Annotated in this window: 24 protein-coding genes and 1 tRNA gene; 6 read left to right on the top strand and 19 right to left on the bottom strand. The window is 32.8% G+C overall.

Annotated elements, in window-relative coordinates; all coding sequences use genetic code 11:
- Window positions 1–190 precede the first annotated feature (190 nt).
- From METFODRAFT_RS00485 to METFODRAFT_RS00465, 5 genes are all read right to left on the bottom strand, one after another.
- A complete protein-coding gene (locus tag METFODRAFT_RS00485; protein WP_007043538.1) occupies window positions 191–655 on the bottom strand; it encodes a DUF2118 family protein in 465 nt (154 codons plus the stop codon).
- A 20-nt stretch (window positions 656–675) separates the two neighbouring features.
- A complete protein-coding gene (locus tag METFODRAFT_RS00480) occupies window positions 676–1,635 on the bottom strand; it encodes a polyprenyl synthetase family protein (RefSeq protein ID WP_007043537.1) in 960 nt (319 codons plus the stop codon).
- Window positions 1,636–1,658: 23 nt separating this feature from the next.
- A complete protein-coding gene (locus tag METFODRAFT_RS00475) occupies window positions 1,659–3,005 on the bottom strand; it encodes an RNase J family beta-CASP ribonuclease (protein ID WP_007043536.1) in 1,347 nt (448 codons plus the stop codon).
- A 230-nt stretch (window positions 3,006–3,235) separates the two neighbouring features.
- On the bottom strand, window positions 3,236–4,309 hold the full coding sequence (gene fni / locus METFODRAFT_RS00470) for a type 2 isopentenyl-diphosphate Delta-isomerase (RefSeq protein WP_007043535.1): 1,074 nt from the start codon (window positions 4,307–4,309) through the stop codon (window positions 3,236–3,238).
- A gap of 141 nt (window positions 4,310–4,450) precedes the next feature.
- Window positions 4,451–4,897 (bottom strand): universal stress protein, encoded by a 447-nt coding sequence (locus tag METFODRAFT_RS00465; RefSeq protein WP_007043534.1) that lies wholly within the window; start codon window positions 4,895–4,897, stop codon window positions 4,451–4,453.
- 380 nt (window positions 4,898–5,277) lie between these two features.
- Here METFODRAFT_RS00465 and METFODRAFT_RS00460 point away from each other — a divergent pair, with 380 nt between their 5' ends.
- Window positions 5,278–7,932 carry a valine--tRNA ligase gene (locus tag METFODRAFT_RS00460; protein ID WP_007043533.1) on the top strand — a complete coding sequence of 885 codons (2,655 nt, stop codon included), beginning with the start codon at window positions 5,278–5,280 and terminating at the stop codon, window positions 7,930–7,932.
- Between the two features lie 58 nt (window positions 7,933–7,990).
- On the opposite strand, the gene bioD is transcribed toward METFODRAFT_RS00460, so the two are convergent.
- Window positions 7,991–8,629, bottom strand: a complete 639-nt coding sequence (gene bioD, locus METFODRAFT_RS00455) for a dethiobiotin synthase (protein ID WP_007043532.1) — start codon at window positions 8,627–8,629, stop codon at window positions 7,991–7,993.
- Window positions 8,630–8,736: 107 nt separating this feature from the next.
- On the opposite strand from bioD, the gene METFODRAFT_RS00450 reads away from it, so the two are divergent.
- Window positions 8,737–10,089 (top strand): ATP-binding protein, encoded by a 1,353-nt coding sequence (locus METFODRAFT_RS00450; protein ID WP_007043531.1) that lies wholly within the window; start codon window positions 8,737–8,739, stop codon window positions 10,087–10,089.
- Here METFODRAFT_RS00450 and METFODRAFT_RS00445 read toward each other — a convergent pair.
- The 9 genes from METFODRAFT_RS00445 to METFODRAFT_RS00405 form a co-directional block, all read right to left on the bottom strand.
- Complete coding sequence (locus tag METFODRAFT_RS00445; RefSeq protein ID WP_007043530.1) at window positions 10,070–10,537, bottom strand: methanogenesis marker 9 domain-containing protein; 468 nt, start codon at window positions 10,535–10,537, stop codon at window positions 10,070–10,072. The two genes, METFODRAFT_RS00450 and METFODRAFT_RS00445, sit on opposite strands and share 20 nt — an antisense overlap.
- Window positions 10,538–10,606: 69 nt before the next feature.
- The gene (arfB, locus tag METFODRAFT_RS00440) at window positions 10,607–11,278 is read right to left on the bottom strand and encodes a 2-amino-5-formylamino-6-ribosylaminopyrimidin-4(3H)-one 5'-monophosphate deformylase (protein WP_007043529.1); all 672 of its coding nucleotides are present in this window, start codon (window positions 11,276–11,278) and stop codon (window positions 10,607–10,609) included.
- A 14-nt stretch (window positions 11,279–11,292) separates the two neighbouring features.
- Window positions 11,293–11,457: an RNA-protein complex protein Nop10 gene (locus tag METFODRAFT_RS00435; protein ID WP_007043528.1), complete on the bottom strand. Its 165-nt coding sequence runs from the start codon at window positions 11,455–11,457 to the stop codon at window positions 11,293–11,295.
- Between the two features lie 15 nt (window positions 11,458–11,472).
- Complete coding sequence (locus METFODRAFT_RS00430; protein WP_007043527.1) at window positions 11,473–12,258, bottom strand: translation initiation factor IF-2 subunit alpha; 786 nt, start codon at window positions 12,256–12,258, stop codon at window positions 11,473–11,475.
- A gap of 182 nt (window positions 12,259–12,440) precedes the next feature.
- Window positions 12,441–12,626: a 30S ribosomal protein S27e gene (locus tag METFODRAFT_RS00425; RefSeq protein ID WP_007043526.1), complete on the bottom strand. Its 186-nt coding sequence runs from the start codon at window positions 12,624–12,626 to the stop codon at window positions 12,441–12,443.
- 34 nt (window positions 12,627–12,660) lie between these two features.
- Complete coding sequence (locus METFODRAFT_RS00420) at window positions 12,661–12,942, bottom strand: 50S ribosomal protein L44e (RefSeq protein ID WP_007043525.1); 282 nt, start codon at window positions 12,940–12,942, stop codon at window positions 12,661–12,663.
- Window positions 12,899–13,489: a hypothetical protein gene (locus tag METFODRAFT_RS00415; protein WP_007043524.1), complete on the bottom strand. Its 591-nt coding sequence runs from the start codon at window positions 13,487–13,489 to the stop codon at window positions 12,899–12,901. The genes METFODRAFT_RS00420 and METFODRAFT_RS00415 overlap by 44 nt, the downstream gene beginning before the upstream one ends.
- Before the next feature lie 38 nt (window positions 13,490–13,527).
- Entirely contained in the window at window positions 13,528–14,271 is a 744-nt protein-coding gene (locus METFODRAFT_RS00410) for a DNA polymerase sliding clamp (protein ID WP_007043523.1), read from the bottom strand.
- A gap of 142 nt (window positions 14,272–14,413) precedes the next feature.
- Window positions 14,414–15,301 (bottom strand): selenium metabolism-associated LysR family transcriptional regulator, encoded by an 888-nt coding sequence (locus METFODRAFT_RS00405; RefSeq protein ID WP_007043522.1) that lies wholly within the window; start codon window positions 15,299–15,301, stop codon window positions 14,414–14,416.
- Window positions 15,302–15,399: 98 nt separating this feature from the next.
- Between METFODRAFT_RS00405 and METFODRAFT_RS00400 the strand changes: the two genes are divergently transcribed.
- Window positions 15,400–16,374, top strand: coding sequence for a hypothetical protein (locus METFODRAFT_RS00400; RefSeq protein WP_048115148.1), 975 nt, complete (start codon window positions 15,400–15,402; stop codon window positions 16,372–16,374).
- A gap of 208 nt (window positions 16,375–16,582) precedes the next feature.
- On the opposite strand, the gene METFODRAFT_RS00395 is transcribed toward METFODRAFT_RS00400, so the two are convergent.
- Window positions 16,583–18,040: an FIST N-terminal domain-containing protein gene (locus METFODRAFT_RS00395; protein WP_007043520.1), complete on the bottom strand. Its 1,458-nt coding sequence runs from the start codon at window positions 18,038–18,040 to the stop codon at window positions 16,583–16,585.
- Window positions 18,041–18,819: 779 nt separating this feature from the next.
- On the opposite strand from METFODRAFT_RS00395, the gene METFODRAFT_RS00390 reads away from it, so the two are divergent.
- Genes METFODRAFT_RS00390 through hisF form a run of 3 tightly spaced genes read left to right on the top strand, consistent with a single transcriptional unit; the run spans window position 18,820 to window position 22,216 of the window.
- Window positions 18,820–20,556, top strand: coding sequence for a hypothetical protein (locus tag METFODRAFT_RS00390; RefSeq protein ID WP_007043519.1), 1,737 nt, complete (start codon window positions 18,820–18,822; stop codon window positions 20,554–20,556).
- An 18-nt stretch (window positions 20,557–20,574) separates the two neighbouring features.
- Window positions 20,575–21,345, top strand: coding sequence for a MinD/ParA family ATP-binding protein (locus METFODRAFT_RS00385; RefSeq protein ID WP_048115145.1), 771 nt, complete (start codon window positions 20,575–20,577; stop codon window positions 21,343–21,345).
- Between the two features lie 46 nt (window positions 21,346–21,391).
- On the top strand, window positions 21,392–22,216 hold the full coding sequence (hisF, locus tag METFODRAFT_RS00380; protein WP_007043517.1) for an imidazole glycerol phosphate synthase subunit HisF: 825 nt from the start codon (window positions 21,392–21,394) through the stop codon (window positions 22,214–22,216).
- 192 nt (window positions 22,217–22,408) lie between these two features.
- Here hisF and METFODRAFT_RS00375 read toward each other — a convergent pair.
- The 3 genes from METFODRAFT_RS00375 to METFODRAFT_RS00365 all read right to left on the bottom strand — a co-directional run bounded on the left by METFODRAFT_RS00375 (window position 22,409) and on the right by METFODRAFT_RS00365 (window position 23,994).
- Window positions 22,409–22,483, bottom strand: a tRNA-Arg gene (locus METFODRAFT_RS00375).
- A 75-nt stretch (window positions 22,484–22,558) separates the two neighbouring features.
- Complete coding sequence (locus tag METFODRAFT_RS00370; RefSeq protein ID WP_007043516.1) at window positions 22,559–23,266, bottom strand: (5-formylfuran-3-yl)methyl phosphate synthase; 708 nt, start codon at window positions 23,264–23,266, stop codon at window positions 22,559–22,561.
- Window positions 23,267–23,394: 128 nt separating this feature from the next.
- The gene (locus tag METFODRAFT_RS00365; RefSeq protein ID WP_007043515.1) at window positions 23,395–23,994 is read right to left on the bottom strand and encodes a DJ-1/PfpI/YhbO family deglycase/protease; all 600 of its coding nucleotides are present in this window, start codon (window positions 23,992–23,994) and stop codon (window positions 23,395–23,397) included.
- Window positions 23,995–23,996: the final 2 nt, after the last annotated feature.

The raw sequence follows: 23,996 nt of genomic DNA, 5'->3' as shown, positions 1-23,996 counted from the left end.
TATCAGTAAGTGAAAATTATAGTTGTTTGCGTTAAATATTAAAATACCTAATAAATTCAAGGAAGATTACAACTTATTTTAAAATTTAACACCTAATAACAACCATTTAAAAATTTTGGGTGTATAAATAAATTTTAATAAAATTCGCAAACAACTATATAAAATAACATGGGCACTAGCAGATCCCCCACTAAAACTTTTCTGAGAGGATGTAGAATACATAGTTTGCCCTTTTTGTAGGTACTTCCTTCATAAATACAACTGTTCCAGTTACTGGAGTGTTTACAAACCTAATTTCTCCTTTTCTGGTAACCAGTGCAGCCAGCCTATGCCCCTCTAAAACCCTGCAACCAAAATCTACAATAGGATGCACTTCATACCCTTCTGCAGGAATTTCCAAAAGTTCAGTTCCTTTTTTCAAATAGGTTATTGTCCTCCCATCTGGATATTGGATTAAAACGTCTCTTGTTAATTTTGAGAGGAGTATGTATTTGTCAAAGTCATCATAAATTACTTGATATAATATTTTTCCTTCTCCCTCATATTCCTCATCTTTATCTAAAAACCTAATGGCCTTCCCATCATTTTCAATAACTACTTTCCTTCCTTCATTCTTTTCTACCTCTCCTTCAACATACAATCTTGGAATTTTCATAACATTCACCAATTAATAAATTAATAAATTCTATTGATTATAAAGTCAGCAATATCTTCTAATTTCTTTCTCTTATCTTTGTCAAATATTTTTAAATAATCCTTTGCCTCTTTAGTTGCCTTTTTCATCAATTCCTTTGCATATTCTATGGAGTTGCTAAGGATTTCTATTGCCTCTTTAACTTCCTCATCTGTTGCATTCTCATTACCCAAAATCTCCAACAACCTCTTCTTTTTTTCTTCATCTAATGTTTCCATCGCATGTATGGCCATTAAAGTTTTTTTTCCTTCTTTTATATCGCTCCCAACTGGTTTCCCAATGGTTTTTTTGTCCCCAATCAAGTCTAAAACGTCATCTTGAATTTGGAATGTCATACCAATCCTTTTTGCATATTCTGCAAGTGCTTTTCTTTCTTCCTCATTACAATCTGCCATAATGGCCCCAATTTCAACTGAAGCAACAATCAAAGCCCCAGTTTTTTTGGAAATCATCTCAAAGTATTCATCCATCGATGGGAAGTAGTTTTCAAATTCCATATCCATTGCCTGCCCTTCACAAACCTCAACACAAGCCCTTGCTAAAACTTTTAAAACCTCGTATGCCTTTTTGCTATCTTTTATCTTGGTTATTGCCTCAAATGCCTTAGCATAGAGTAAATCCCCTGCAAGTATTGCAATTGGTTCCCCATAAACTACATGAACTGTTGGTTTTCCTCTCCTCTCATCGTCGTTATCCATGATGTCGTCATGAATTAACGTATAGTTGTGAATCAACTCAACTGCAACTGCAGGGGGGAGAACTTCTTCAATATCGTCCTTTTTTAGGTTGTATGTTAAAACTGCTAAATATGGTCTAATCCTCTTCCCTCCCGCAAAAAGAAGGTGTTTTGAGGCGTTGTAAAGTTTATCATTTTTATCAACATATGTTTTTAACTCCTCATCTATTTTCTTTAATATCTCATTATCAAACAATTCTGACATCTCATCCACCTCAAATATTTGATTTAAATTATCCTCTCAAAACTTAAGCACTGCCCATTTCTCAATAAGTGGACATCCTCTCCTAACCTATAACCCTCTTCCTCTGCAAGTTTTGTATAACTTGCTGTTAAATTAAAGTCTCCATGTGAAGGGATTATATGCTCTGCATTAATCCATCTTATCATATCTCTGTGGTCCTCTTTTGCAGCGTGTCCAGATACGTGTGCCCCTTTAAACACTCTCACCCCGAGTAACTTTAATCTCGACTCAAGCATATACCTTTGGGCAGCGTTTATTGGGTTTGGAATTGGGTCTGCTGAGAATACAACTTGATCGTGTTTTTCAAATTGATATGGGGTTTTGTTTGTTGCCATTCTTGATAAAACAGCACCTTCTTCCCCCTGGTGCCCAGTGACAATTAATAAATAATTTTCTTTACCTTCTTTTGCAATGGTTCTTAATGCACTATCAATTGCTGATGGATCTCCGTACATTCTTGTCCCTTCTGGAAACTCAACGATTCCAATATCTTCTGCAATACCACAATACTTCATCATACTCCTTCCCAACAAAATGGGGATTCTATCCATTTTTACAGCAATTTCTGTTATGGATTTTATCCTTGCTATGTGGGATGAGAATGTTGTTACAACAACACCCTTTCCTTCATTATCTGTTCCAAGTAAGTCGTTTTTTAATAAATTAGCGGCAATGATTTCTGATGGGGTTTTCCCCTCATGATCTACCCTCGTACTCTCTGAAATCATGCAGATAACCCCATTTTTCCCCAATCTTTTTAATGCCCTATAATCTGGTCTCTCCCCAACAACTGGGAAGTTGTCAAATTTAAAGTCATTTGCATACAAAATTGCTCCATAAGGGGTATGTAAAGCAGCAAAAACAGAATCTGGGATACTGTGGGTTGCTCTTATAAATTCTAATGATAAGTTAGGTGTTAAATCTTTTGTTTCTCCGGGATTTAGAGTTACCAATGGATTTCTAACATCAAATTTTTTCTCACTCAATATCTCTCTTTTAACAAGTTCAAGTGTGTATGGGGTTCCAATTATTGGTGCGTTATATCTATGTGCCAATTTTGTTATTGCACCGATGTGGTCTAAATGCCCGTGTGTTAAAACAATAGCCTTAACTTCACCTTCAACATGTTTCATTACTGTATCGTTTGGAATAACACCCATCTCAATTAAATTCAAACTATGCATTTTTGAGATATCGGTATCTTCATGAATCATTACTCTATCTAACCTTATTCCCATATCAAAAATTACAATTTCTCCGTCTACATTAACGGCAGTCATGTTTCTACCAACTTCCTCATAACCACCAATAGCAATAACCTCTAATTGCAAATTATCACATCCTTTATGTTTTATAATAAAAAATTAAGTTCTACTGTTTTGAAATCAAATCAAAAGTGGCACTACTGCCTATAAATAAATCAAATAGCGTTTTAAATGCAAAATACTACTTAAATTTTAATTTGAAGAACATGCATGTTGCTTTTTATTACATAATAACCATATGAACAAGATTACAAACAACACCAACAGTAAAAATGATAAACAACAATGGAAATTACTCAATCTAACCTCTGAGAAATCCAATCTTTCAATTCTCCTTTGACAATGTATGGGGCTTTTTTTAGTTTTTCAACACTATCGCATCCAGTTAAGAACATGGCAATTTTTAGTTCTTTTATAAATTTTTCTAAAACCTTCACTACTTCTTCTGGACTCTTTAATGCTGCCTTTAATATTGGTAAAGCAATTCCACAGCAATCTGCACCAATGGCTATGGACTTTGCTATATCTATTCCATTCCTTATTCCGCCAGTGGCAATGAGAGTTTTATTAAAAACACTTCTAACCTCAAATATTGATGCAGCAGTTGGAATTCCCCAATTTGTAAAGTTCTCTGCCAATTCCCTAAATTCCTCATCTTTTATCCTATACAACTCCACCGCAGCCCAAGAAGTTCCTCCACTACCGCCAACATCAATGGCATCAAAGCCAAAACTACTTATTATCTCAGCATCTTCTTTTGAAAATCCTTCTCCCACTTGTTTTGCGATGAATGGGATGTTTTTATGGTTATTTTTGTATGAAGAAATAATATTCCTTAAAATCTCCATACCTTTGAAATTTACGTCACCTTCTGGCTGAATAGCCTCTTGTAGTGGATTAAAGTGTATTGCAATAGCATCAGCATCTATCATTTCAACTGCTTTATCAATAATCTCTTCATTCCATCCATCTTTTATGAAATTAACTGCTCCTAAGTTTCCAATAACTAATGAGTTAGTATATTCTCTAACAATGGAATAGGTATCGATTAATTCCTCATTTGCTATAGCAGCCCTTTGGGAACCTAAACCCATCCCTAAGTTGAGTTCTTCTATTGCTATTGCTATATTTTTGTTAATTTCTTTTGCTTTACTATGTCCTCCAGTCATTCCAGCAACAATAATTGGAGCATCCAATGTTTTTCCAAACAATTTGATTGAGGTTTCTATATCTTCCAAATCACACTCTGGAATGCCTCTATGTATAAGTTCAACATTATCAAGGAGTGTTCCTTTTTTGTATTCAACATCGCAGTAATTACAAACCAATATGTGTTCTAACTTCCTTACTTCAATATCTTGATTAACCATTGCAACCCACCATATATATTATTTTCCATCCACATAAAAAAACTAAGGATTTAACAATAATTTAAATTCAATAGTTAAAAACTTTGCCTTCAAAAAAGAGCAGGTAAAATAAACTAAAATTAAAAAATTAAAATAAAAGGATTATTCTTCTTTTTCCTGTTTTTTAACAATCAAAACTGGACAATGAGCGTTTCTTATAACCTTTTCAGCAACACTACCCAACAAAAACCTATCCAATCCTGTTTTTCCAGAGGTTCCCATGACTATGATATCTGCCCTTTTCTTTTCTGCGAATTCAACGATTTCATTTGCAGGAACCCCCTCTAAAATTTCACATTTCACATTTACCCCACATTCTTCAGACATTTTTTTAACCTTTTTTAGTGCTTTTTCTCCCTCTTCATTTAAGATTTCCTTCATCGTTTCCCATAACCCCTCAGTTGGGAGTCCAATAAACGGGGCTATATCTACCACATATATTGCATAAATTTCCGCCTTCATCAATTTTCCTATTTCAATAGCATGCCTTGCTGCTTCCATAGAAACTTCTGAGCCATCAGTAGGGACAACGATTTTTTTGTATAACATATTTTCACCATAGTACTTTAGTAAGATTTTTGCACATTAGGTATATATATTCTTAACCTAAAATATTTTTGTTTACGGCTATGATGATAAGAGGGTTATCTGACGCATGATGATACTTACCCGAACTGAGCCATTTTTTATGATTTTTTTGATTATTTTTGGTTAATATTGTAAAAATCATCTATTTTAGAGTTAAATATTTAAATTTATTAAATAACAGTAAATATTTTAATATATTCACCTTTAATATAGGTTGTTTGCGAATTTATTGGGGTTTATCCATGTATCAAATTTGAGTTTTAATAATGGTTATTGTGAATTATATGGTCATCTTAACGCAAACATTTGAATTGCAAAAAATCTATATATGGTGAACAATTATGGAAATGCCAAAGGACTATCCACCAATTGTAATAGAGAAAGAAATTCAAAAGAAGTGGGAAGAAAGCAAAATTTACAAATTTGATAGGGGGGATGAGAAAAGACCACCTTATATTATAGATACTCCCCCACCATACCCAACAGGAAGAATGCACTTAGGTCATGCATTGAACTGGACTTATATGGATATAATAGCGAGATTTAAGAGAATGAGTGGATATAATGTTCTCTTTCCTCAAGGTTGGGATTGTCACGGATTGCCTACAGAGGTTAAGGTTGAGGAAATTCATGGCATAACAAAATCAGATGTTGATAGGCATAAATTTAGAGAACTCTGTATTGAATTAACAGAACAAAACATCAAAAGAATGAGGGAGCAGGTAAAATCCCTCGGTATTTCAATTGATTGGGATAGGGAATATATAACAATGAAACCAGAGTATGTGAGAAAGTCCCAAGTTGCATTTGTTAGGATGTATAATGACGGTTTAATTTATAGAGGGAAGCACCCAGTAAATTGGTGTCCAAGATGTCAGACAGCAATTGCATTTGCTGAGGTAGAATATAAGGAGAGAGAATCAAAATTAAACTACATAAAATTCCCTTATGCTGATGATGAAAGTAAATACTTAACCATTGCAACAACAAGACCAGAGTTAATGGCTGCATGTGTTGGGATTGTTGTCCACCCAGAGGATGAGAGATACAAGGATGTAATTGGAAAGAAGGTTAGAGTGCCTTTATTCAACCAAGAGGTTACCGTTTATCCTGATGAGGACGTTGAGATGGAGTTTGGTACTGGGGTTGTAATGGTTTGTACATTTGGGGATAAGACAGACGTTGTTTGGGTAAATAGGCATGGATTAGATGTTAAGAAGGCAATTGATGAGAGTGGATGCCTAACTGAAATTTGTGGAAAATATGCGGGATTAAGAACAGAAGAAGCAAGGGTAAAGATAATTGAGGACTTGAAGAAAGAGAACTACTTAATAAAACAAGAACCAATAAAGCAGAATGTTGGTGTATGTTGGAGATGTAAGACACCAATTGAAATTATTGTAGGAGACCAGTGGTTTGTAAATATTAGAAAACTCGCCCCAGAAATAGAGAAGGTAGCAAATGAATTAAAATGGGTTCCAGAACACATGAAGACAAGGTTGTTGAATTGGATTAAGGATATGGATTGGGACTGGTGTATAAGTAGGCAGAGAATCTTTGCTACACCAATACCAGTTTGGTACTGTAAGAAATGTGGAAAAATTATCGTTGCTAAGGAAGGGGACTTACCAATAGACCCAACAAAAGAATGCCCATACACTTGTGAGTGTGGAAACGATGATTTAATTCCAGAGACGGATGTTTTAGACACATGGATGGATTCATCAATAACACCAATGGTAATTACAAAGTGGTTAGATGATGAGGAATTCTTCAAAAAACACTACCCAGTTCATTTAAGACCACAAGGACACGACATTATAAGGACATGGGCATTCTATACAATAGTAAAATCCATAGCATTAACTAAAAAGAAACCATGGGATGAGATTGTTATAAATGGAATGGTGTTTGGTGAAGATGGGCATAAGATGAGTAAGAGTAGGGGTAATGTCGTTGAGCCAGATGAGATAACGGAGAAGTATGGGGCAGATGCTTTAAGATTGTGGGCAAGTAATAGTGTAATTGGGGATGATGTTCCATTTGCATGGAAAGAGGTTGATTATGGATACAGGTTTTTGAGGAAGTTCTGGAATGCGTGCAGGTTTGCTAAGATGAATATTGATGATGAATTGATTGAGGAACTTAAAAAAGAAGAAATAAAAACAGATAATCCAGTTGACTTATGGATTTTAAGCAAATTGCAAAAACTCATCAAAAGAGTTACAGAGGACTTAGAGGCATACAGATTTAACACAATAGTTGAGATTCAAAAGTTCGTATGGCATGAGTTTTGCGACAATTACATTGAGATGATTAAGCATAGGTTATACAGCAAAGATGAAGATGAAGAATCAAAATTACAAGCACAATGGACATTATACTATGTAATAAGCAATTTATTGAAATTAATAGCACCATTCACACCACACTTTGCTGACTATGTTGGAGAGATTTATAAGGTAGATAATCTCCACTTCTCATGGCCAAAGGTTAGAGGGGAGTTCATTAGCGACAAAAATGAATATATTGGAGAAGTTGCTAAGAATGCAGTTGCTTCAATAAGGAGATTCAAAGCAAACAAGGGAATGCCTTTAAATGCACCATTGAATGTTGTTGAGATTTACACAAATGACAAAGATGCTTATGAAGGTCTTTTAAAATCCCAAGAGGACATAAAAGGAGCGATGAAAATAAATGAATTAAAAATAATATTCGGAAAACCAACATTAGAGCAAAAGATTGTTGAAGTTATTCCAAACAAATCAAAAATAGGTCCAGAATTCAAGAAGAATGCAAAGAACGTCATGGACTTCATCAAAAATGCAGATGAGGAGACCATTGAGAAAATATTGAGTGAAGGATTAGAGACAGAATGGGGAAGAATAACAAAAGAGCACATAAAAGACGTCAAGAGGGCAATTGTAAGTGAAGGGGAAGTTGTTGAGGCAGTAAATATTGAGGATGTTGTGGATACAATAGCAATCATCCGCTAAAATAGTTATTTCAATTTTTTAACAATTTTTTATTTTTTATGGTTGCTATTAAGAATTATTACATTATTTTATCAAAATCAATCTCAAAATCTTCCCTACTTTTAACAATTCCAATTATCTCAATATTCCCAACTTTCTCAATTGTTTCAAAGGTTTTCTCATAATATAGAACCTCACTCAAATCAGTTATGCAGTTGATAATAACTCCTCTAACATTAATCCCCTTATTTCTCAAATGCTCAACAGTCAATAAAGTGTGGTTAATAGTCCCTAAATTAGGCCGTGAAACAACAACTGCATCCAAATCCAAAAACTTAATCAAATCACTCATTAAAAAGTTCTCTTTTATTGGAACACAAACTCCCCCGGCCCCTTCAACAATTAAAAAATCATGCCTCTCTTTTAAAGTTTCATAGGCGTTCTTTATTTTCTCTTTTATCTCATCCAAAGTTAATGGGATGTTTTCAACTTCAAATGCAATATTTGGGGACAAAGGAAGTTTTAAATTAATGGGGTTCATCAAATCCAAATCATCATCTGTCTTTAGGATATTTAAAGTTAAGGTATCTTCTCTCCCTCCTGTCTCAACTGGCTTTAAATATCCAACATTAACGCCCATTTTCTTTAAATTCTCTGCCAAAATTGATGAGACATAAGTTTTTCCTACACCAGTGTCTATTCCTGTTACAAATATCATTTTATCACCTTTTCAAAATTTTTAATCTGTTGTTTAAATATTTTATCAAAATCCATAAAAATGATAATTTCAATTATTATAATTATAATTATCATTAAGTGATTATCATGTTCATCAACAGAGAGGAAAAGTTAAAGGCATTAAATGAGAAGCTTAATAGCAATAAGTTTGAATTTGTAGTTATTTATGGGAGAAGAAGGATAGGGAAAACAAAATTAGCATTAAAAAGTGTAGAAAACAAAGAGCATATTTACTACTTAGCAGTTGAGGGGGATAATTTAAAGCATTTTAAAAGATACGCATCAAAGGTAGTTCTAACAATAGAGTATGCCAAAGAGGATTGGGAAGCGTATTTTAATTTTTTAAAGGATAAAATCATTATTATTGATGAGTTTCCAAATTTAATTAAAGAAAACCCAAATATTCTCTCCTTATTCCAAAGAATTGTGGATGTTCATTTGAAAGATACAAAAACAAAACTTATTATTCTTGGTTCGTCAATATCCATGATGGGAGAGAAAGTTTTAAGTTATAAATCACCACTTTATGGGAGAAAAACGGGCGTTTTAAAAATTAGGCCGTTAAAATTTAAGCATTTAAAGGAATTTTTCCCCAATGCAACTTGGAAGGAACTTGTTGAGATTTATGGTTTTGCTGATGGCATTCCATATTATCTTGAAAAAATCAAACTGCCATTTTGGGATTATTTAGGGGAAGAAATTAAAAGAATTGATAGTTTTTTGAGATATGAAGTTGATTTTTTGATGAGATATGAGTTTGAAGAGCCAACAACTTACAAAAAGATACTTGAAGCAATTTCCTTTGGTAATCATTCACTTGGGGAGATAAAGAATTACTTGGGACTTAGACATTCGGATATAACACCATATTTAAAGAATCTAATTGAGACAGAGTTCATTGAGAGGGAAATTCCAATAACCGAAAGTTCAAAGGCAAAAAAAGGAAAATATTACATTAAAGATAATTTTATTGCATTTTATTTTAGATGCATTTTTCCAAACCTATCTGCGATTGAAGAGGGAATTTTTGACATTGATGAGATAAAATCTGATTATAATCAATATTTGGGATTTGTTTTTGAAAAAGTTGCTAAGGAGTTTTTAATTGAGTTGAATAAAATGAATAAATTGCCATTTAAATTTTTAAACATTGGAAGATGGTGGAAAAAAGAAGAAGAGATTGATTTAATGGCCATAAATAAAAAAGAGAAAAAGGCATTATTTGTTGAAGTTAAATGGAGAAATTTGAAAGACAGAGATGTTAAAAAAATATTTAATGATTTGGAAAGAAAATCAGAACTTGTTGGACTAGATAATTACGAAAAATATTATTCCATTATAGGAAAAGAAATCAAAAACAAAGAAAATTTTAAAGATTATTTAGTGTTTGATTTGGAGGATTTTGATATTGCATTAAATGTTAAAATTTCTCATCCATAATTTTTTTGGCCATTTCATAAGCCTTCTTCAAATCCCCTGTTTCTAAGATGCATTTTTCAGCAATGTCCTTTGGAATGCCGTATTTTTCAAATACCTTCAAACTTTCTTCAAAGAATTTTGAGTTTTTAATTATCTCTTCTGCAAGTTGCTTTTTTAACTCCATGTATTCATCTTCACCCATATTTATTCTCTTCATCTCCCCATCTCTAAATGGGCATGGTTTTGTTATCTTGCAACACCAAACCAAACTTCCAAAACATATATTTTTTCCCTTTCCTAATCTTGTTTTATTTGCAAAGTCCTGCTTAATTTTTATAAACTCCTCCGGCGTCATCTTTAAAATAGTGAGTGCATTGTGTATTGGACAATGTTTTATTGGTGGACAGCAAAATGCCAAACCTCTCAAATCTCCTCCTCTACATATGTGTGATGGAGCATTCTCCCACATGTTATCTTTCTCCCAATTTTGTATTGCAAAGATTATAAACCTCATCCATATAAATGTTTTGCTATTGAATCATCTATTAATCCACAATTTAACAATTTCAACGCATTCTTTGGTAACATTATTTAAAATTCTTTTCCCAAGTTCTTTATCTATTCTAACTCCCTCTTTTTCAACAACTTTTGCCTCCCCATCTATAAATTTGTTATTTTCTCTTGCCTCTTTTAATCCAACCATCCCAATTTCACGATATTTGATAAAGTTATGCTCATCCATTTTATTTTCATCAACTATTCCAACAACATAACCAACAGAAACCTCCTCAGTTGCTGCATGGGTAAAGGTTATGTTCTTCATTTTTATCTCAACATTAAATTCCTTTTCCAAATCATTCAAAAATCTTTCAATTAAAACATTCCCTCCATGGCAATTAACAATCAAAAACTTCTTTATGCCAATCTTTTTTCCTTCTTTTATCAAAAATTTTATAAAATCAACAACTTCCTCTGGTTTATTATGGATTCCATGTTTAACATAATCATATTCTGTTGAAGGAATAACTACCCCTAAAAACTTCCCCCCTGTTAAAATAGATACTTTTAAAGCAATATATGAGGCAATCTTTGCATCTGTATCTATTGGTAATGCAGAACCATGGTTCTCCAAAAAAGACCCAAGTGCAATAATACCAATATTATGGACTTTTTCATCTATTATTTTTCCTGAGGATAATCTCAACTGCATCTTATCCCAAAAAATTAATTTTTGTTCTTTAAGGACTTTTTAAGCATCCTTCTATATTTTCCGTATCTATCTTCTGGAGAAAATTTTGGAGGTTTTGGGATTATGGTTTTTTCTCCACAATTTGGGCAGAATTCTTTTAAAGTATATCTTCCACATTTTAAGCATTTTCTTATTCTCATTATCTCACATTTTGATTAATTTTCTCTATAGAATTTCCCCTCTCCACCGTATTTTTCTATGTATTCAACTGCTTTCTCAGCAACTTTCTTTAAAACCTCTTCCCCACTCTTATAATCTGGAGCAATAACCTCTATTCTGTATTTTGGTGAGCCAACATAAGTTATCTCAACTTCAACATCCTCATATGGGTTTGCTTTTAAAGCATTTGTTAATGCCTTTTTAATGATTTTAACTCCATCTGGTGCTAATGATTTTAATTCAACAAATCCTTCAACCTTAACATTTGTTAATTCAATGTTTTCCCTTGCAATATCATACAACGCATCTATCCATTCTTGTGGGATATCCAAACCTTCCAATAACTCCTTCCCCTCAATAACAAGCCCTTCAAAAGCACCATAAAGTTCTCCAAACTCCTCCTCTAACAAATAACCTACCTCTTCCCAAGCCTCTTCTAAACTTTTTCCCAATTTCTGTGCAGCCATTTCGAGCATTTTTTCTGCTCTTTGGAATCTCTTCCATTCCTGGACTTTTGCCCTTTTTTGTTGTTCAGTTACCCTCTTTAATGATAAATCGATTTGTCCTTTTTCTTCATTGACCCTCATTACCTTTGCTACAACCCTCTGACCCTTCTTGATGTAATCCCTAATATTCTTAATCCAACCTGATGAAACCTCTGAAATGTGTATCATTCCCTCTTTCCCAGGATACTCCAAAAGTTCAACAAATGCCCCATAAGGTTTAACATCAATAACTGTTCCAATAACTATATCCCCTTCTTCTGGAAAATCTCTCCTCATTAAAAACACCTCCAATGATAACAGTAAATTTACAACAAAACGTTTATCACAAAATTAAAATGTTTATACTTTTAATTTTAAATCAGACATATATAAATATTTCTTGATTTTTATTTTTCAAAAATAATTGTAAAAACGCAACAACAAAAAACTTAACAAATAAAATAGCAAAAAAATAAAATTTACCCCAATACCTCTAAAATTTTTGCCTTAATTAATCCTTTGGATGCTTTTGGCTCTGCCAATACTTTACCACAAACTAAACATTTTACTACTGTTGATGGACATCCAAATATCACTTGCTCGTTGTTGCACTCAGGACATTGGACTTTTAAGAATTTGCTTTTTGGTGTTGGTATCAAGTCCATATTCCCACCTTGTTTAAATTTTAATTCTCACAAACTATTCTACTAATTCAAATTTGCTTACTCTAAATCCACCGTTTGCTCTTGTGTGCATTTTACCGCAAACTGTACATTTGTATCTTAAATCTAATTTCTTTGTTGGCTTAGCGTTGTCTGGTAAAGGTCTTGGGTAACCTCCATAACCTCTTAAAACTCTTCTGAATTGTCTTTGACCCCAAGTTAATTCACTTGCTTTCCTCTTTTTTGCTCTCTCTACAATGTGCTCTGTGTGTTTTTTACAGTATGGGCAGTACCTTTTTATCTTCTTTTTCATCTTCATAAACATTCACCTTCTTTACTATATTGTGTTTCTCCAAAATCGTTACTATCTCTCTGTTTAATGCCACCACATCATTCTTCTTTAACATATAACAATAATTCCCATCTGTAAAAGGAGGGAAGTTATGGTTGACTCTCACAACATCAATATCTTTTTTTATATTTATATGTTTTGGTTGGGTTATAACTCCAACATCCCCATCGACATTCCCCCAAATCTTCATCCCTTCCTCAACTTCATCAAATCCCAACTCTTCCACAATATTATCAACATTTTCTTCAATTAAACTTTCAGTTTTCTCAACATCTTCAATGATATCTAAAATCTTCCTTTCCTCTTCTAATAAATTAGTTCTATCCCCATAAAGTGCCTTATAAATCCTCAATTTTCTAAGTTCTCTTAGATAATATTTTACCCTCTCTACTTCTTTTTCATCGCTATTATTTTTTAAATACTCCCCTGCATCTTCATAAAAATTTTTGGGAAGATTCAGTAAATCATCAGATTTTATCTCCTCAAAAAATAATTTTTTTATCTTTTCATACATAACAACCACAATTTGAAATTTATATAAAATAGTGAAGATTATGACTCAATTCTCGGAGCGAGTAGGAAGGTCAAATTAGCCCCTCCAATGTCATACTCAATCTTAACAGGCATGTCTGTCCCTATGCAGATTTTTAAGATATCGTCTGATGATGCTGCCTTTGTCATGTCCTTCAGATACTCAAGGTTGAAAGTACTCCTTGCATTTTCACCAATATTCATGCTAATAATATCCTCACTATCCTCTTCAAATATTGTTTCACTTTCATTTAAGTCCCCTTTTGCATAGATGATAAATTTTCCATCATCAACTTTTAAAGCCACGTGGTCATTTACCAAATCAGCGTCCTTCAATGCATCTACAAATGCCCCTGCTTTAATTAAAATTTCATTTGGATACTCAATATCTGGAACTTGGAGGTTTGATGATGAGACATCATACAATGCAAGGGCAAACTTTCTTCTTGCAGTTCCTTTGAATATTACATTTAATTTGTTCTTCTCCTCATCCAACTCCAAAATTAACTTATCTTTTGCTTTTGCCCTATTCATTATCTTTTTAAATGCCTCTAAGTCAATACCTATATCATGGACATCTGCCTCATATTCCTCAAATGCCTCTTTTGGTATGTCCATACTTACTAAGGCAACATGTGATGGGTCCATTGCCCTTGCTTTTATACCATCCTCACTAACTTCAAAACATATCTCATCCAAAAGATTGCTTGCGGCATCTATAATCTTTTTAAACTCCTTTGCTTCACTGATCACTGCTTTAAACATAATTTCACCTGTATTTAAATATTCTACCCAATTCGGAACAGTTTTAACTTTTTCAAATATAAAAAACTTTAAGAATAACTTTTGTACTATTATAATTTCTATGTAATTTATATATTTTTGTTTTTGAAAATAAAATTATAAATTATTCAGATACAAAATCCCAGAAGGATTTTACAGCACTTGGGTTCTTTGGTCTCTTTCCTTTTACTAAATATAAATATCTTGTTAAATCCAAATCCTCAACAGGAATTATTTTAACCAATCCTGCCTCTGCGGCTTTCTTTGCAGCAATCTCTGATATGATACTTATCCCATAACCCTCTGAAACAGCAGTTATAACAGAGGAAGTACTACCCAAACTCATAACAACATGCAAGTCCATGATTGAATAACCCTTATCTTGGAGGGCATTTATTATAACCTCCCTTGTACCAGAACCTTTTTCCCTATCTATATAATCTTCTTTTAAGATATCTGATAATGTCGCCATCCCTTTCTTGGTAAGTGGGTGGTTTGGGGGAACAATTAAAACAAGTCTGTCCTTCCCTATAACAACATAATCATAATTCCTATCATACAAATGCCCAACAGCGGCAATATCTGCGCTACCCTCTTCAAGCATCTTAAAGCATCTCTCTGAATCAGTTATAGTTATTTCAAAGTCAACGTCCTTAAACTCCTTCCTATACTCCCTTATAATACTTGGAAGTATATGTTCTCCAGGTGTTGTACTTGCTGCAACCCTTATTGTTCCTTCTGGATGCTCATGCAAGATTCTCATTTGTTGCTTAGCGTTGTTTATATAATCCAATATCTTTTCAGAGTGTTCATACAATATCTTCCCTTCTGGAGTTAAGTCTACACCTTCAGGTGTCCTTAAAAACAACTGAGCATCAAAAAACTTCTCCAATGCAGCAATATGGTTACTGACTGTTCCTTGGGTTACCCCAAGTTTCTTTGCAGCCTTTGAAAAACTTTTTGTCTTAGAAGCAACAAGGAATGTTTGGAAGTAACTTACCTTTGGATCCATTTTAACCACCATGATAAACTAATTAAGATATGCATGCAACATTAGTATTGTTGTGTTCATTATTAGAAAAACTAATATATAAACTTATGGTGATAATTATGATAATACCACATAGAGTGCCATGTTTAGAAGGTAAAATAAGTGTGGAAGGAGATGAAGAGCATCTAAAATTAGTTTTATCTCATTTACTAAAAAAAAGAAAGAATATGGACAATATAAAAATTTTACCTTCTGGAAATGCTGCTATTTTCATAGTATCAAAAATAGTAAAAGATATTCTTGGAGAAGGGAATATCCTCATACCAGATATGGGCAGTTGGAGGGGATTCCTAAGATATCCAAAAATGCTAAATCTAAATCCAATAAAAATAAAAACAAATCTTGGAATTGTAGATATTGAAGAATTAATAAGCAGTATTGAAAAATACAATCCAAAGGCATTATTTTTAACTTCTCTTGCCGGATACCTTGCACCTCAACCATTAAAGGAGATAAAAAAGGTTTGTGAAGAGTTTGGAGTTTTATTTGTGGAAGATGTATCTGGAAAGATAGGGGATGACAGTGGGTATGGAGATGTAGTTGTATGTTCAATGGGAAGTCCTAAAATTATAAACTGCGAGTATGGGGGATTTTTGGCATTTGATGAAGAAATAAAGGAAAAATTAAAAAAAGCAAATAAATTAGATGAATTAAATGCATTAATAAAGACATATAAAGTCCCAAACTTCTTTGGTTTGATGAAGGAAGAGGCAAAAAATGCAAAAAAAGTATACAAAAGATGTGTCTATTTCTCAAATATCATAAAAAGCGAAATGGAAAATGCATATTTTAAAGACAAAGAGGGAGTTTGTGTATTTTTGGAATACGAAAATCCACATGAGGTTACAAAATTTGTGGATAGTTGTGTAAGATTGGACAATGGAAAATCTATAATCACAAAATGCCCACTGTATGATAGAGTCCTTAGAAATGGGGTTGTTGTGGAGATAAAAAAGATGGATATTCTAAATATTGGTGATGATGATATCATTGAAATTGTAAATATAATAAAAAAAGCAAGTCAATTAAAATAACCTTTAAATCTGTGATGAAATGAATGTTAATAATAAATCGTTACAATACGGTGTGGAATATTCCCCCACCTCACTGCATATCAAAAATGATTCAGTACCCCCTGTATTATATTTAATCATACTTTTCATATATATACTTTTTCTATTTTTTCATTTTCGTAAAATCTGAAAAATTGCGAAAAAATAATACATATCAATGAAATTGAATTTACAATTTAGATAGCAATTCTTCCCTCTTTTTCTTTTTGAATCGATATTGATTTTCTAACTCTAAGTGTATTCGTTCTAAAACCTCCTTTAAATTATCAATGTAGAATTTTTTTGGTTTTCCTTCATCCGAACGTATTATGCCTCTACTTTCCAACTCATTCAATATTTGGTAAAGTTTTGTTTGAGATATGCTAACTTTTTCCAATATCTCCCTAACTGTTAATTTTTTATCCATGAGTAGGGATATCACCTCAACCTCATCATTTGAGAATTCAAAGTATTTCAGTTCTTCTCTCCAATCTACCCTTTCATCAGACGAATCTATTACCAACCCTACAAAAGTTAAGGTATTGTGGTAGGATAAGATACCTTTTATAACACTCTCACCATAACTTAAGAATCCAATGCCATAGGGACCCCATAAACTTTCCTTAATATTTAGCAGGGGGTTTTTTGGAAATTTACTTTCACTGTTAGTTTGAACTCTGCAGATTTTCCCATCTATGGAACTTTCTATAACCCACCTACATGCACAATCAACTACAAATATTATTGGATTTTTGAATTTGTTTTTTATTCTTTCTATAACTTTTTCCCGAGATTTTTTTGTATTTTCTGGGGTGGTTTCCATCATAACTAAAAAAGTCCCTTCTTTAACCTCATGCATTAAAACAAGGGTATCCCCTTCAACACTTTCTAAGAACTTTATATGGTAGTTTCCACAAGTATCGTGAACTCCGAGTGGGTATAGAAGGGCAAGGTCAAGATTTTTAAAGTTTTGAGGTTTGAATTTTTTAACGATTTCTTCATAGGGAATTTTTGTGTGGTCACTTATCATTTTTGCATATACTTGAAATGCAGGCTTTCCATCAAGTTCGTATACGACTTTCCCATTTGCTTTTGTAACCCTTGCATAATATTGTGTTGGCTTGTATCCATGCCCATAAATAATCTCCATTTTTTTAGGACATGTGCCTATAGCCTTAACTACTGAATTTTCTAAGACCTTACCTTGATATATTAAAAATGTTCTTTCAAACTTAAAACAATCCCCAGATGTCCCCCCAACGATTGGAATGCCACTCAATATGTTGCTTATCCCCTCTATAATTTCATTTTCATTGTCTGAATTCCAATCAAAAAATAAAAAACCAACCAACGTTTCATCCAATGAGATTTTTGGACTGATATCTTTTAATTTCTTTAATGCATCCCTTGCCAAAGACATTCCAAAATCTCTTGGGTCATCATTACTATCAAATTTTTTACATTCGATTGCTATTTTATAATGTTCATCAAATACTATCAATAATGCCCCATTTTGCGTAAATTTCCATTCAGAAAACTCCCCTGCAGTTGTGCATCCAATCAACTTTGAAACATCAATCTTAGATTTCAACCCATTTATCAACTCAACAATATCTTCTTTTTTTGTTAGTGATGTTAGTAGAATCATTAAAGATGGGTTTTTTATTTTTTTGATATTTCATATGCCATATCCAATCCTGTTTTGTATGGATTTTTTATTTCTTTATGGATGTAATACACAATTCTCCCCCCACTATTCAGATTAATTTTCACGAGGTATTTACTTATAATTTTACCTTTATATTATGTTTATTGTGGTATTTAAGTAGTCGTTTGTATATAAATTTCGCAATCATTAAAAAATTAAAGGACACTTCAGAAATTTATTAGATATGTAAGCAATATATATTCCAAATGATTATATTTTGTATCCACGTTTTACGTTGATTGTTTCTTAGCATTTAAAATAATTTTTACTGCTTAAATTTGCGTATTTGGGTGTAATGTAAAGAGGTATGAATATATAAGTATTTTTTGGATGAATAAATGTAATCCTAATGTGTGACATAAAGTGTATTTAAAACTAACGGTTGCATTTTTTGATATTTTTAAGTTTTTGAAATTATTTGACAAAAGTTAAAGTACATCGTTACAAAATATATCTATGATTAATTTTGTGACATATAATTCATGCTTTTAATCTTATGTAGGATATAGAACCGGTTTGTGTAATTCCCTTTTTGGAATTTATCACCCACATTCAAAAATTAGACTAAGTTTCACTTAATTTATAATACAAACGATTTATATTTAAATAATGACATAACTCATTTGGATTTGGACAAACATTAAACTTATTAAATTTCAATAAAACAATAAATTTAAATTTTAAGTTAGTTAAATATAAGATATATGGTCGGTGGTATCATGAAGATTAGTAGGGTGATTCTTTTAATTATGTTGTTTGTGTTAATGGGCGTATCAAGTGCAGATGTTTCCTACAAGTGGGCATCTACAATTCCTATACAATTTGTTCCGATATCATCAATAGATAATGTTTCCGAATATTTATCATCAAACAGTGTCGTTGTTTTTTATATTGATAGGAATTTTGAATACAATGAGAAAACAATTAAGATTTTAAATGCTATTAACGTTTATTGTTATTCCACTTCTTCATCTGCAATTCCTGGTAATGAAACATATAAACTCAAAAAACCGATTCTTGTTTACATAAATGGTGAAAAAAAATATATAAAAAATTTTATTGTTAAAGGGACAAAGATTAGTGAAAATCCTCCAACTTACGAGATAGGAGATAAAAGATTATTCATCCCTCAAACAATCGATAAAAATGACAAAGTGGTGCTGGATACTGTTGGAGAATACGTTGCTAAAAAAGGAGGAATCTTTGCATACATAAACAAGGTTCCTCCGTACCACAAACATGTGGTGGTGAGTGGTGTTGTTATAGAAAAAATAATTCCAAATCCTGAGGGAGAAGGTGCTGTTGTTGTTGCTGGAAGAAAAATACCTGTAGAAGTTAGGGATGATGAAGAAATAAACAAAAAAATATTAATTATTAAAAAATTGTCAGAAGTTATTGGCTCTAATATTACCTACATTACAACAGGTTCTGAAAATCTTGAGATAATTAGAAAGTTGTCTTTAAATGATGAAGAAAAGTCCCTTTTAAACCAATACTGGTTTAAAAAAAGAGATGGGTATATACATATACACTACAAACCTTCAGACATTAAATTCAACAACGAGGACATCCTTGCTGCAAGTTATTATCCATTGATTTATTTTGAGAAAGCCCCAGAAACATTTAAAAACGACCCCGTTGGTAAATACTACCCACAGATGATCTCTTATTTTGGAACTGAAAGTGTTGGATATTGGAATAAAGGATTAAAGTCAGAAGATCTCTACTACTACTCTACGAATGAAAAATACTGGGATGGGGAAAACAACTACAGCATAAATCCCCACTGGATGTATAAAGATGAGTACCTACCAATGAGTAACAACTCAGAGATAAATAAGGACAAATATAAATATTTTAACCAATGGTATGTTAAGAATTATGGATATGCATTAACAAGAAATATTAGTGGTTTGTTGTTATTCTCAAATGATAAAACACTATTGGACATAGTCCTTGGAAGGGATGAGAATCTCGATTGGAGGTTGAATCCGAGTGGAAGAATAAAATACATTGTGATTCCTGGTAAAAAGGATATTGAAAAAGGAGATATAACAATAATCAAAATCCCCTCACTCTCTAAGAAAATTTATGGGGTAGATTATATTGATGAAATCTACATACCACCAAGTAAAGAGGAATTTGGTGTCTATATTGCAGATGTTATGAAGTATGACTATAGTTTTATCTACAAATTGAAGGATAACTACACATACGTAACCTCATTTAAGGATTATGTTGATTGGATAAACTCCTATAGGAAAAATAGAATAACGATAAAAAATAACATCATTCAATTGAAGTCAAACAGTGGAATAAAGATAACAGTTTATGCAGATAAAAACATATACGATATAATAGGAAATAATGGGGGAAAACTACAAATTGAGGAATACAAAAAGAACGCTTGTAGGTTTGTCATAGATAATCCTCCAAAAAATTTAATTTTTGATTAATTGTTTAATGGTGATATGATGAGAATAGGCTTCTATAATTTGCAAGGTGGTACTGGAAAAACCACCGTTGCTATTAATATTGCATATCTACTCAGTGAAAAAACAAAGACAATTTATATAGATTGTGACCTATATGCTGGAACGAGTGGGGTTTTATTTGGATATGAAAACGACCCTCATAACTTAAATTCTTATCTTTCAGGAAATAGTACATTAGATGAGGCAATACACACATACAGTCACTTATCAATAATACCAAATGATGTAACACCAGATGCATTTAACGCAGATATGGATTTTGAAAGGTTTGCAGAGATGGTGGATATTCTTGAGGAGACCTACGATATAATAATATTTGACCTTCCTCCAAACATTACAGAAGGAAACCTCCTGTTTTCATCAATTGATGAGAAACTTATAAACAAAATGATAATTGTTGGTGAAGATAGTATTCCTGGAATAGTTAATACACTAAAAACGCGAGAATTGCTAACAGCCATAGGTACTGAAATTGGAGGAACTATTATTAATAAATATAGAGGAATCGTCGATTTTGAAGAAGTTTTGGATGATGTTATTGCACTCCTGCCATATGATAAAAAAGTTGAGGAACAATGGGTCCTTAACAAACCAATTGTGGAAATTAAATCCAAACTCAGTAAGGAGTTGATTTATTTAGCGGAAGATTTAGCACAAGTCTATATTGAAAAAGAGTTGGCTGAAGTAAGGGCATTAAAACTTGCTAAAGAGTTGAAGAGACTGGTGGATGATGTAGAAGATGAGGATTAAATCCAATATAATCTTTTATTAACTACAAATTTTGAGGTGTAATATAATGCTAACAAAAAGAATAATTCCATGTTTAGATATTAAAGATGGGAGAGTAGTTAAGGGAACAAGATTTTTAAATTTAAGGGATGCTGGAGATCCTGTTGAATTATCTAAGGTTTATGATGAACAAGGGGCGGATGAGATTGTTTTTTTAGATATTACTGCCTCTTATGAAAAGAGAGATATCTTAATTGATTTAGTTGAGAGAACTGCTGAACAAGTATTTATTCCCCTAACAGTTGGAGGAGGAGTTAAATCAGTAGAAGATTTCAGAAGGATTTTAAGAGCAGGGGCAGACAAAATATCAGTAAACACCGCCGCTGTAAAAAATCCAAATTTGGTAAAAGAAGCGGCGGATATTTTTGGTTCTCAGTGTGTTGTTGTTGCAATAGATGCTAAGAGGCATTATGTAAATGAAGGAGATTTGGAAAAGGAAGAAAATCAGGATAAATATATTGTTAAAACAGAAAATGGTTACTGTTGGTTTGAAGTTTATATTTATGGGGGAAGAAAGGGAACTGGTATAGATGCTGTTCAATGGGCAAAAAAAGTTGAGGAGTTGGGGGCTGGAGAGATATTATTAACGAGTATGGATGCAGATGGAACAAAAAATGGGTATGATCTGCTCTTAACAAAGGCAATCTCAGAAAACACCAAACTCCCAGTAATAGCGAGTGGTGGTTGTGGAAATGCTCAACATGTTTATGAGGCATTTAAATTTGGAAAGGCGGATGCTGCATTAATGGCGAGTATTTTGCATTACGGGGAATATACAGTTGAAGAGATAAAGTTATATTTAAAAGAGAGGGGTATTCCTGTTAGATTATAATATTAATCAGAAAAATATGCCCTGGGCGAGATCAAAACGAAACTTTAAAAAAGTTTCATCAAAAGGATGCATTATAGTTGTGGATAAACACTAATATTTACAATTAGTTATGGTTTAAATAACATTAAAAAAATTTGCACACAACCATATACCTCGCTTCACTCGGTAATGCCTCGTAGACTTTTAAAATAATGCCCTGGGCGGGATTTGAACCCGCGATTTCCCGCTCCGCAGGCGGGCGCCCTATCCTTGCTAGACCACCAGGGCTCATGTATTCTTTAAATTTGTGTTAACTTTCAAAAGCAATAATCTTATAAATACAACCATTTAAAAAAGTTTGGTTTATTTGCAGAGTTCAACTAACTCTTTAACTAAATCTCTTTCAATTCTACCTTCATTCCTATCTCCTTTTGTGCATGCAGCCCCCCTAACACCAACAATATCGCATCCAATTTCTTTCAATATTGGAATGTGTTCTTTCTTTAATGAACCTGCAAGAGCACATTTTAACCCATATCCGTGGGTTTCTTCAACGAACTCCTTTAAAATTTCCCTGCTCAAATGGTCAAATAATGTTTTCCCATCTTTTATTGCAGTATCGAGCATAGCAACATCGCAGCCACTATCCTTTGCAACCTTTGGGATAATAAGGGGTTCAACAGCACCAACTCTATAAGCATCGGCATATCCAGCAGCAACAACAATCTTATTTTCATCAATGTCTTTAACTGCTTTAACAACTTTTTTCATTAAATCAACTGCCTGATTGTAGGATTTTGTTCCATATAAACCAACTTTTATGTAATCTGCTCCACTTAATGCAGCACCTATCGCAGCGAGGGATGCAGTTCCTGGTTTATATGGAATATCCCCTATTGTTGCACTCACGAGTAGGTTTTTTGGAGTAACTTCCCTAATTTCTTTAATTACCCATGGGAAATTTGCTCCAAGGGAACCTTCAACTGGATTTTTTACATCTATTATGTCTGCTCCTCCTTCTATTGCTTCAATTGCCTCATTCACATCCTTGGGACTTACCAATAAAAGCATGACTTCACCTAAAATAGTTTTGTATAAAATTATTTTTAGTAATTTTATGAAATTGGGTATTTAATATAAAAATTTAACGTTAAAATTATCTTACAAAAATACAAAAAAATAATAAAAAATAATATGTATTATTTTCCAAGCAACTTTACAACCTCAAGCCCAAAGTCCTTAGCGTAGTTGGGATTTTTTGCAGTTACAACATTTCCATCCACAACAACACCTTCATCAACATAGATTGCACCATGTTTTTTAAGTTCTTCAATTGCTTCTTTTGTTGGAAATACCGTTGCTTTCTTATCCCTTAAAATCCCTGCTCTTGCTAAAACCACAGGAGATAAACATATGGCAGAGACCACTTTCCCATCATTGTAGAATTCCTTAACAAGTTTCTGCAAATCTTCATTATCCCACAGATATTCTTTAGAACCAATTCCTCCAACAATTACTATGGCATCGTAATCCTTTGCATTAACCTCTTTTATAGTTTTGGAAGTTGTTATCTTACCCCCAAGCATTCCTATGTGTTCCCCCCTTGTTGTTGAGACCACATCAACATTAATATACTTACTTTCAAATATCTGTAAAGGTTCAAATAACTCCTCATCTCTAAAATCTTTTGGTGCTATAACCATTAAAACGCTCATATTATCCCCAGTTTTGTTTTTTACTTCATTTATGCATCCACATATAACCAACATAAGAATCAGGAAAACTATCCAACCCCTCATGT

This window comes from Methanotorris formicicus Mc-S-70 (genome assembly GCF_000243455.1).
Lineage (GTDB): Archaea > AGJL01 > Methanococci > Methanococcales > Methanococcaceae > Methanotorris > Methanotorris formicicus.
Note: the sequence above shows the minus strand (reverse complement) of the source record. Positions and strands in the feature narration are given on the sequence as shown.

Coding starts and splice junctions, on each gene's coding strand:
- METFODRAFT_RS00485 (WP_007043538.1), bottom strand. CDS start 655: ATGAAAATTCCAAGATTGTATGTTGAAGGAGAGGTAGAAAAGAATGAA.
- METFODRAFT_RS00480 (WP_007043537.1), bottom strand. CDS start 1,635: ATGTCAGAATTGTTTGATAATGAGATATTAAAGAAAATAGATGAGGAG.
- fni (WP_007043535.1), bottom strand. CDS start 4,309: ATGGTTAATCAAGATATTGAAGTAAGGAAGTTAGAACACATATTGGTT.
- METFODRAFT_RS00465 (WP_007043534.1), bottom strand. CDS start 4,897: ATGTTATACAAAAAAATCGTTGTCCCTACTGATGGCTCAGAAGTTTCT.
- METFODRAFT_RS00460 (WP_007043533.1), top strand. CDS start 5,278: ATGGAAATGCCAAAGGACTATCCACCAATTGTAATAGAGAAAGAAATT.
- bioD (WP_007043532.1), bottom strand. CDS start 8,629: ATGATATTTGTAACAGGAATAGACACTGGTGTAGGAAAAACTTATGTC.
- METFODRAFT_RS00450 (WP_007043531.1), top strand. CDS start 8,737: ATGTTCATCAACAGAGAGGAAAAGTTAAAGGCATTAAATGAGAAGCTT.
- METFODRAFT_RS00445 (WP_007043530.1), bottom strand. CDS start 10,537: ATGTGGGAGAATGCTCCATCACACATATGTAGAGGAGGAGATTTGAGA.
- arfB (WP_007043529.1), bottom strand. CDS start 11,278: ATGCAGTTGAGATTATCCTCAGGAAAAATAATAGATGAAAAAGTCCAT.
- METFODRAFT_RS00435 (WP_007043528.1), bottom strand. CDS start 11,457: ATGAGAATAAGAAAATGCTTAAAATGTGGAAGATATACTTTAAAAGAA.
- METFODRAFT_RS00430 (WP_007043527.1), bottom strand. CDS start 12,258: ATGAGGAGAGATTTTCCAGAAGAAGGGGATATAGTTATTGGAACAGTT.
- METFODRAFT_RS00425 (WP_007043526.1), bottom strand. CDS start 12,626: ATGGACTTGATACCAACACCAAAAAGCAAATTCTTAAAAGTCCAATGT.
- METFODRAFT_RS00420 (WP_007043525.1), bottom strand. CDS start 12,942: ATGAAGATGAAAAAGAAGATAAAAAGGTACTGCCCATACTGTAAAAAA.
- METFODRAFT_RS00415 (WP_007043524.1), bottom strand. CDS start 13,489: ATGTATGAAAAGATAAAAAAATTATTTTTTGAGGAGATAAAATCTGAT.
- METFODRAFT_RS00410 (WP_007043523.1), bottom strand. CDS start 14,271: ATGTTTAAAGCAGTGATCAGTGAAGCAAAGGAGTTTAAAAAGATTATA.
- METFODRAFT_RS00405 (WP_007043522.1), bottom strand. CDS start 15,301: ATGGATCCAAAGGTAAGTTACTTCCAAACATTCCTTGTTGCTTCTAAG.
- METFODRAFT_RS00400 (WP_048115148.1), top strand. CDS start 15,400: ATGATAATACCACATAGAGTGCCATGTTTAGAAGGTAAAATAAGTGTG.
- METFODRAFT_RS00395 (WP_007043520.1), bottom strand. CDS start 18,040: ATGATTCTACTAACATCACTAACAAAAAAAGAAGATATTGTTGAGTTG.
- METFODRAFT_RS00390 (WP_007043519.1), top strand. CDS start 18,820: ATGAAGATTAGTAGGGTGATTCTTTTAATTATGTTGTTTGTGTTAATG.
- METFODRAFT_RS00385 (WP_048115145.1), top strand. CDS start 20,575: ATGAGAATAGGCTTCTATAATTTGCAAGGTGGTACTGGAAAAACCACC.
- hisF (WP_007043517.1), top strand. CDS start 21,392: ATGCTAACAAAAAGAATAATTCCATGTTTAGATATTAAAGATGGGAGA.
- METFODRAFT_RS00370 (WP_007043516.1), bottom strand. CDS start 23,266: ATGCTTTTATTGGTAAGTCCCAAGGATGTGAATGAGGCAATTGAAGCA.
- METFODRAFT_RS00365 (WP_007043515.1), bottom strand. CDS start 23,994: ATGAGGGGTTGGATAGTTTTCCTGATTCTTATGTTGGTTATATGTGGA.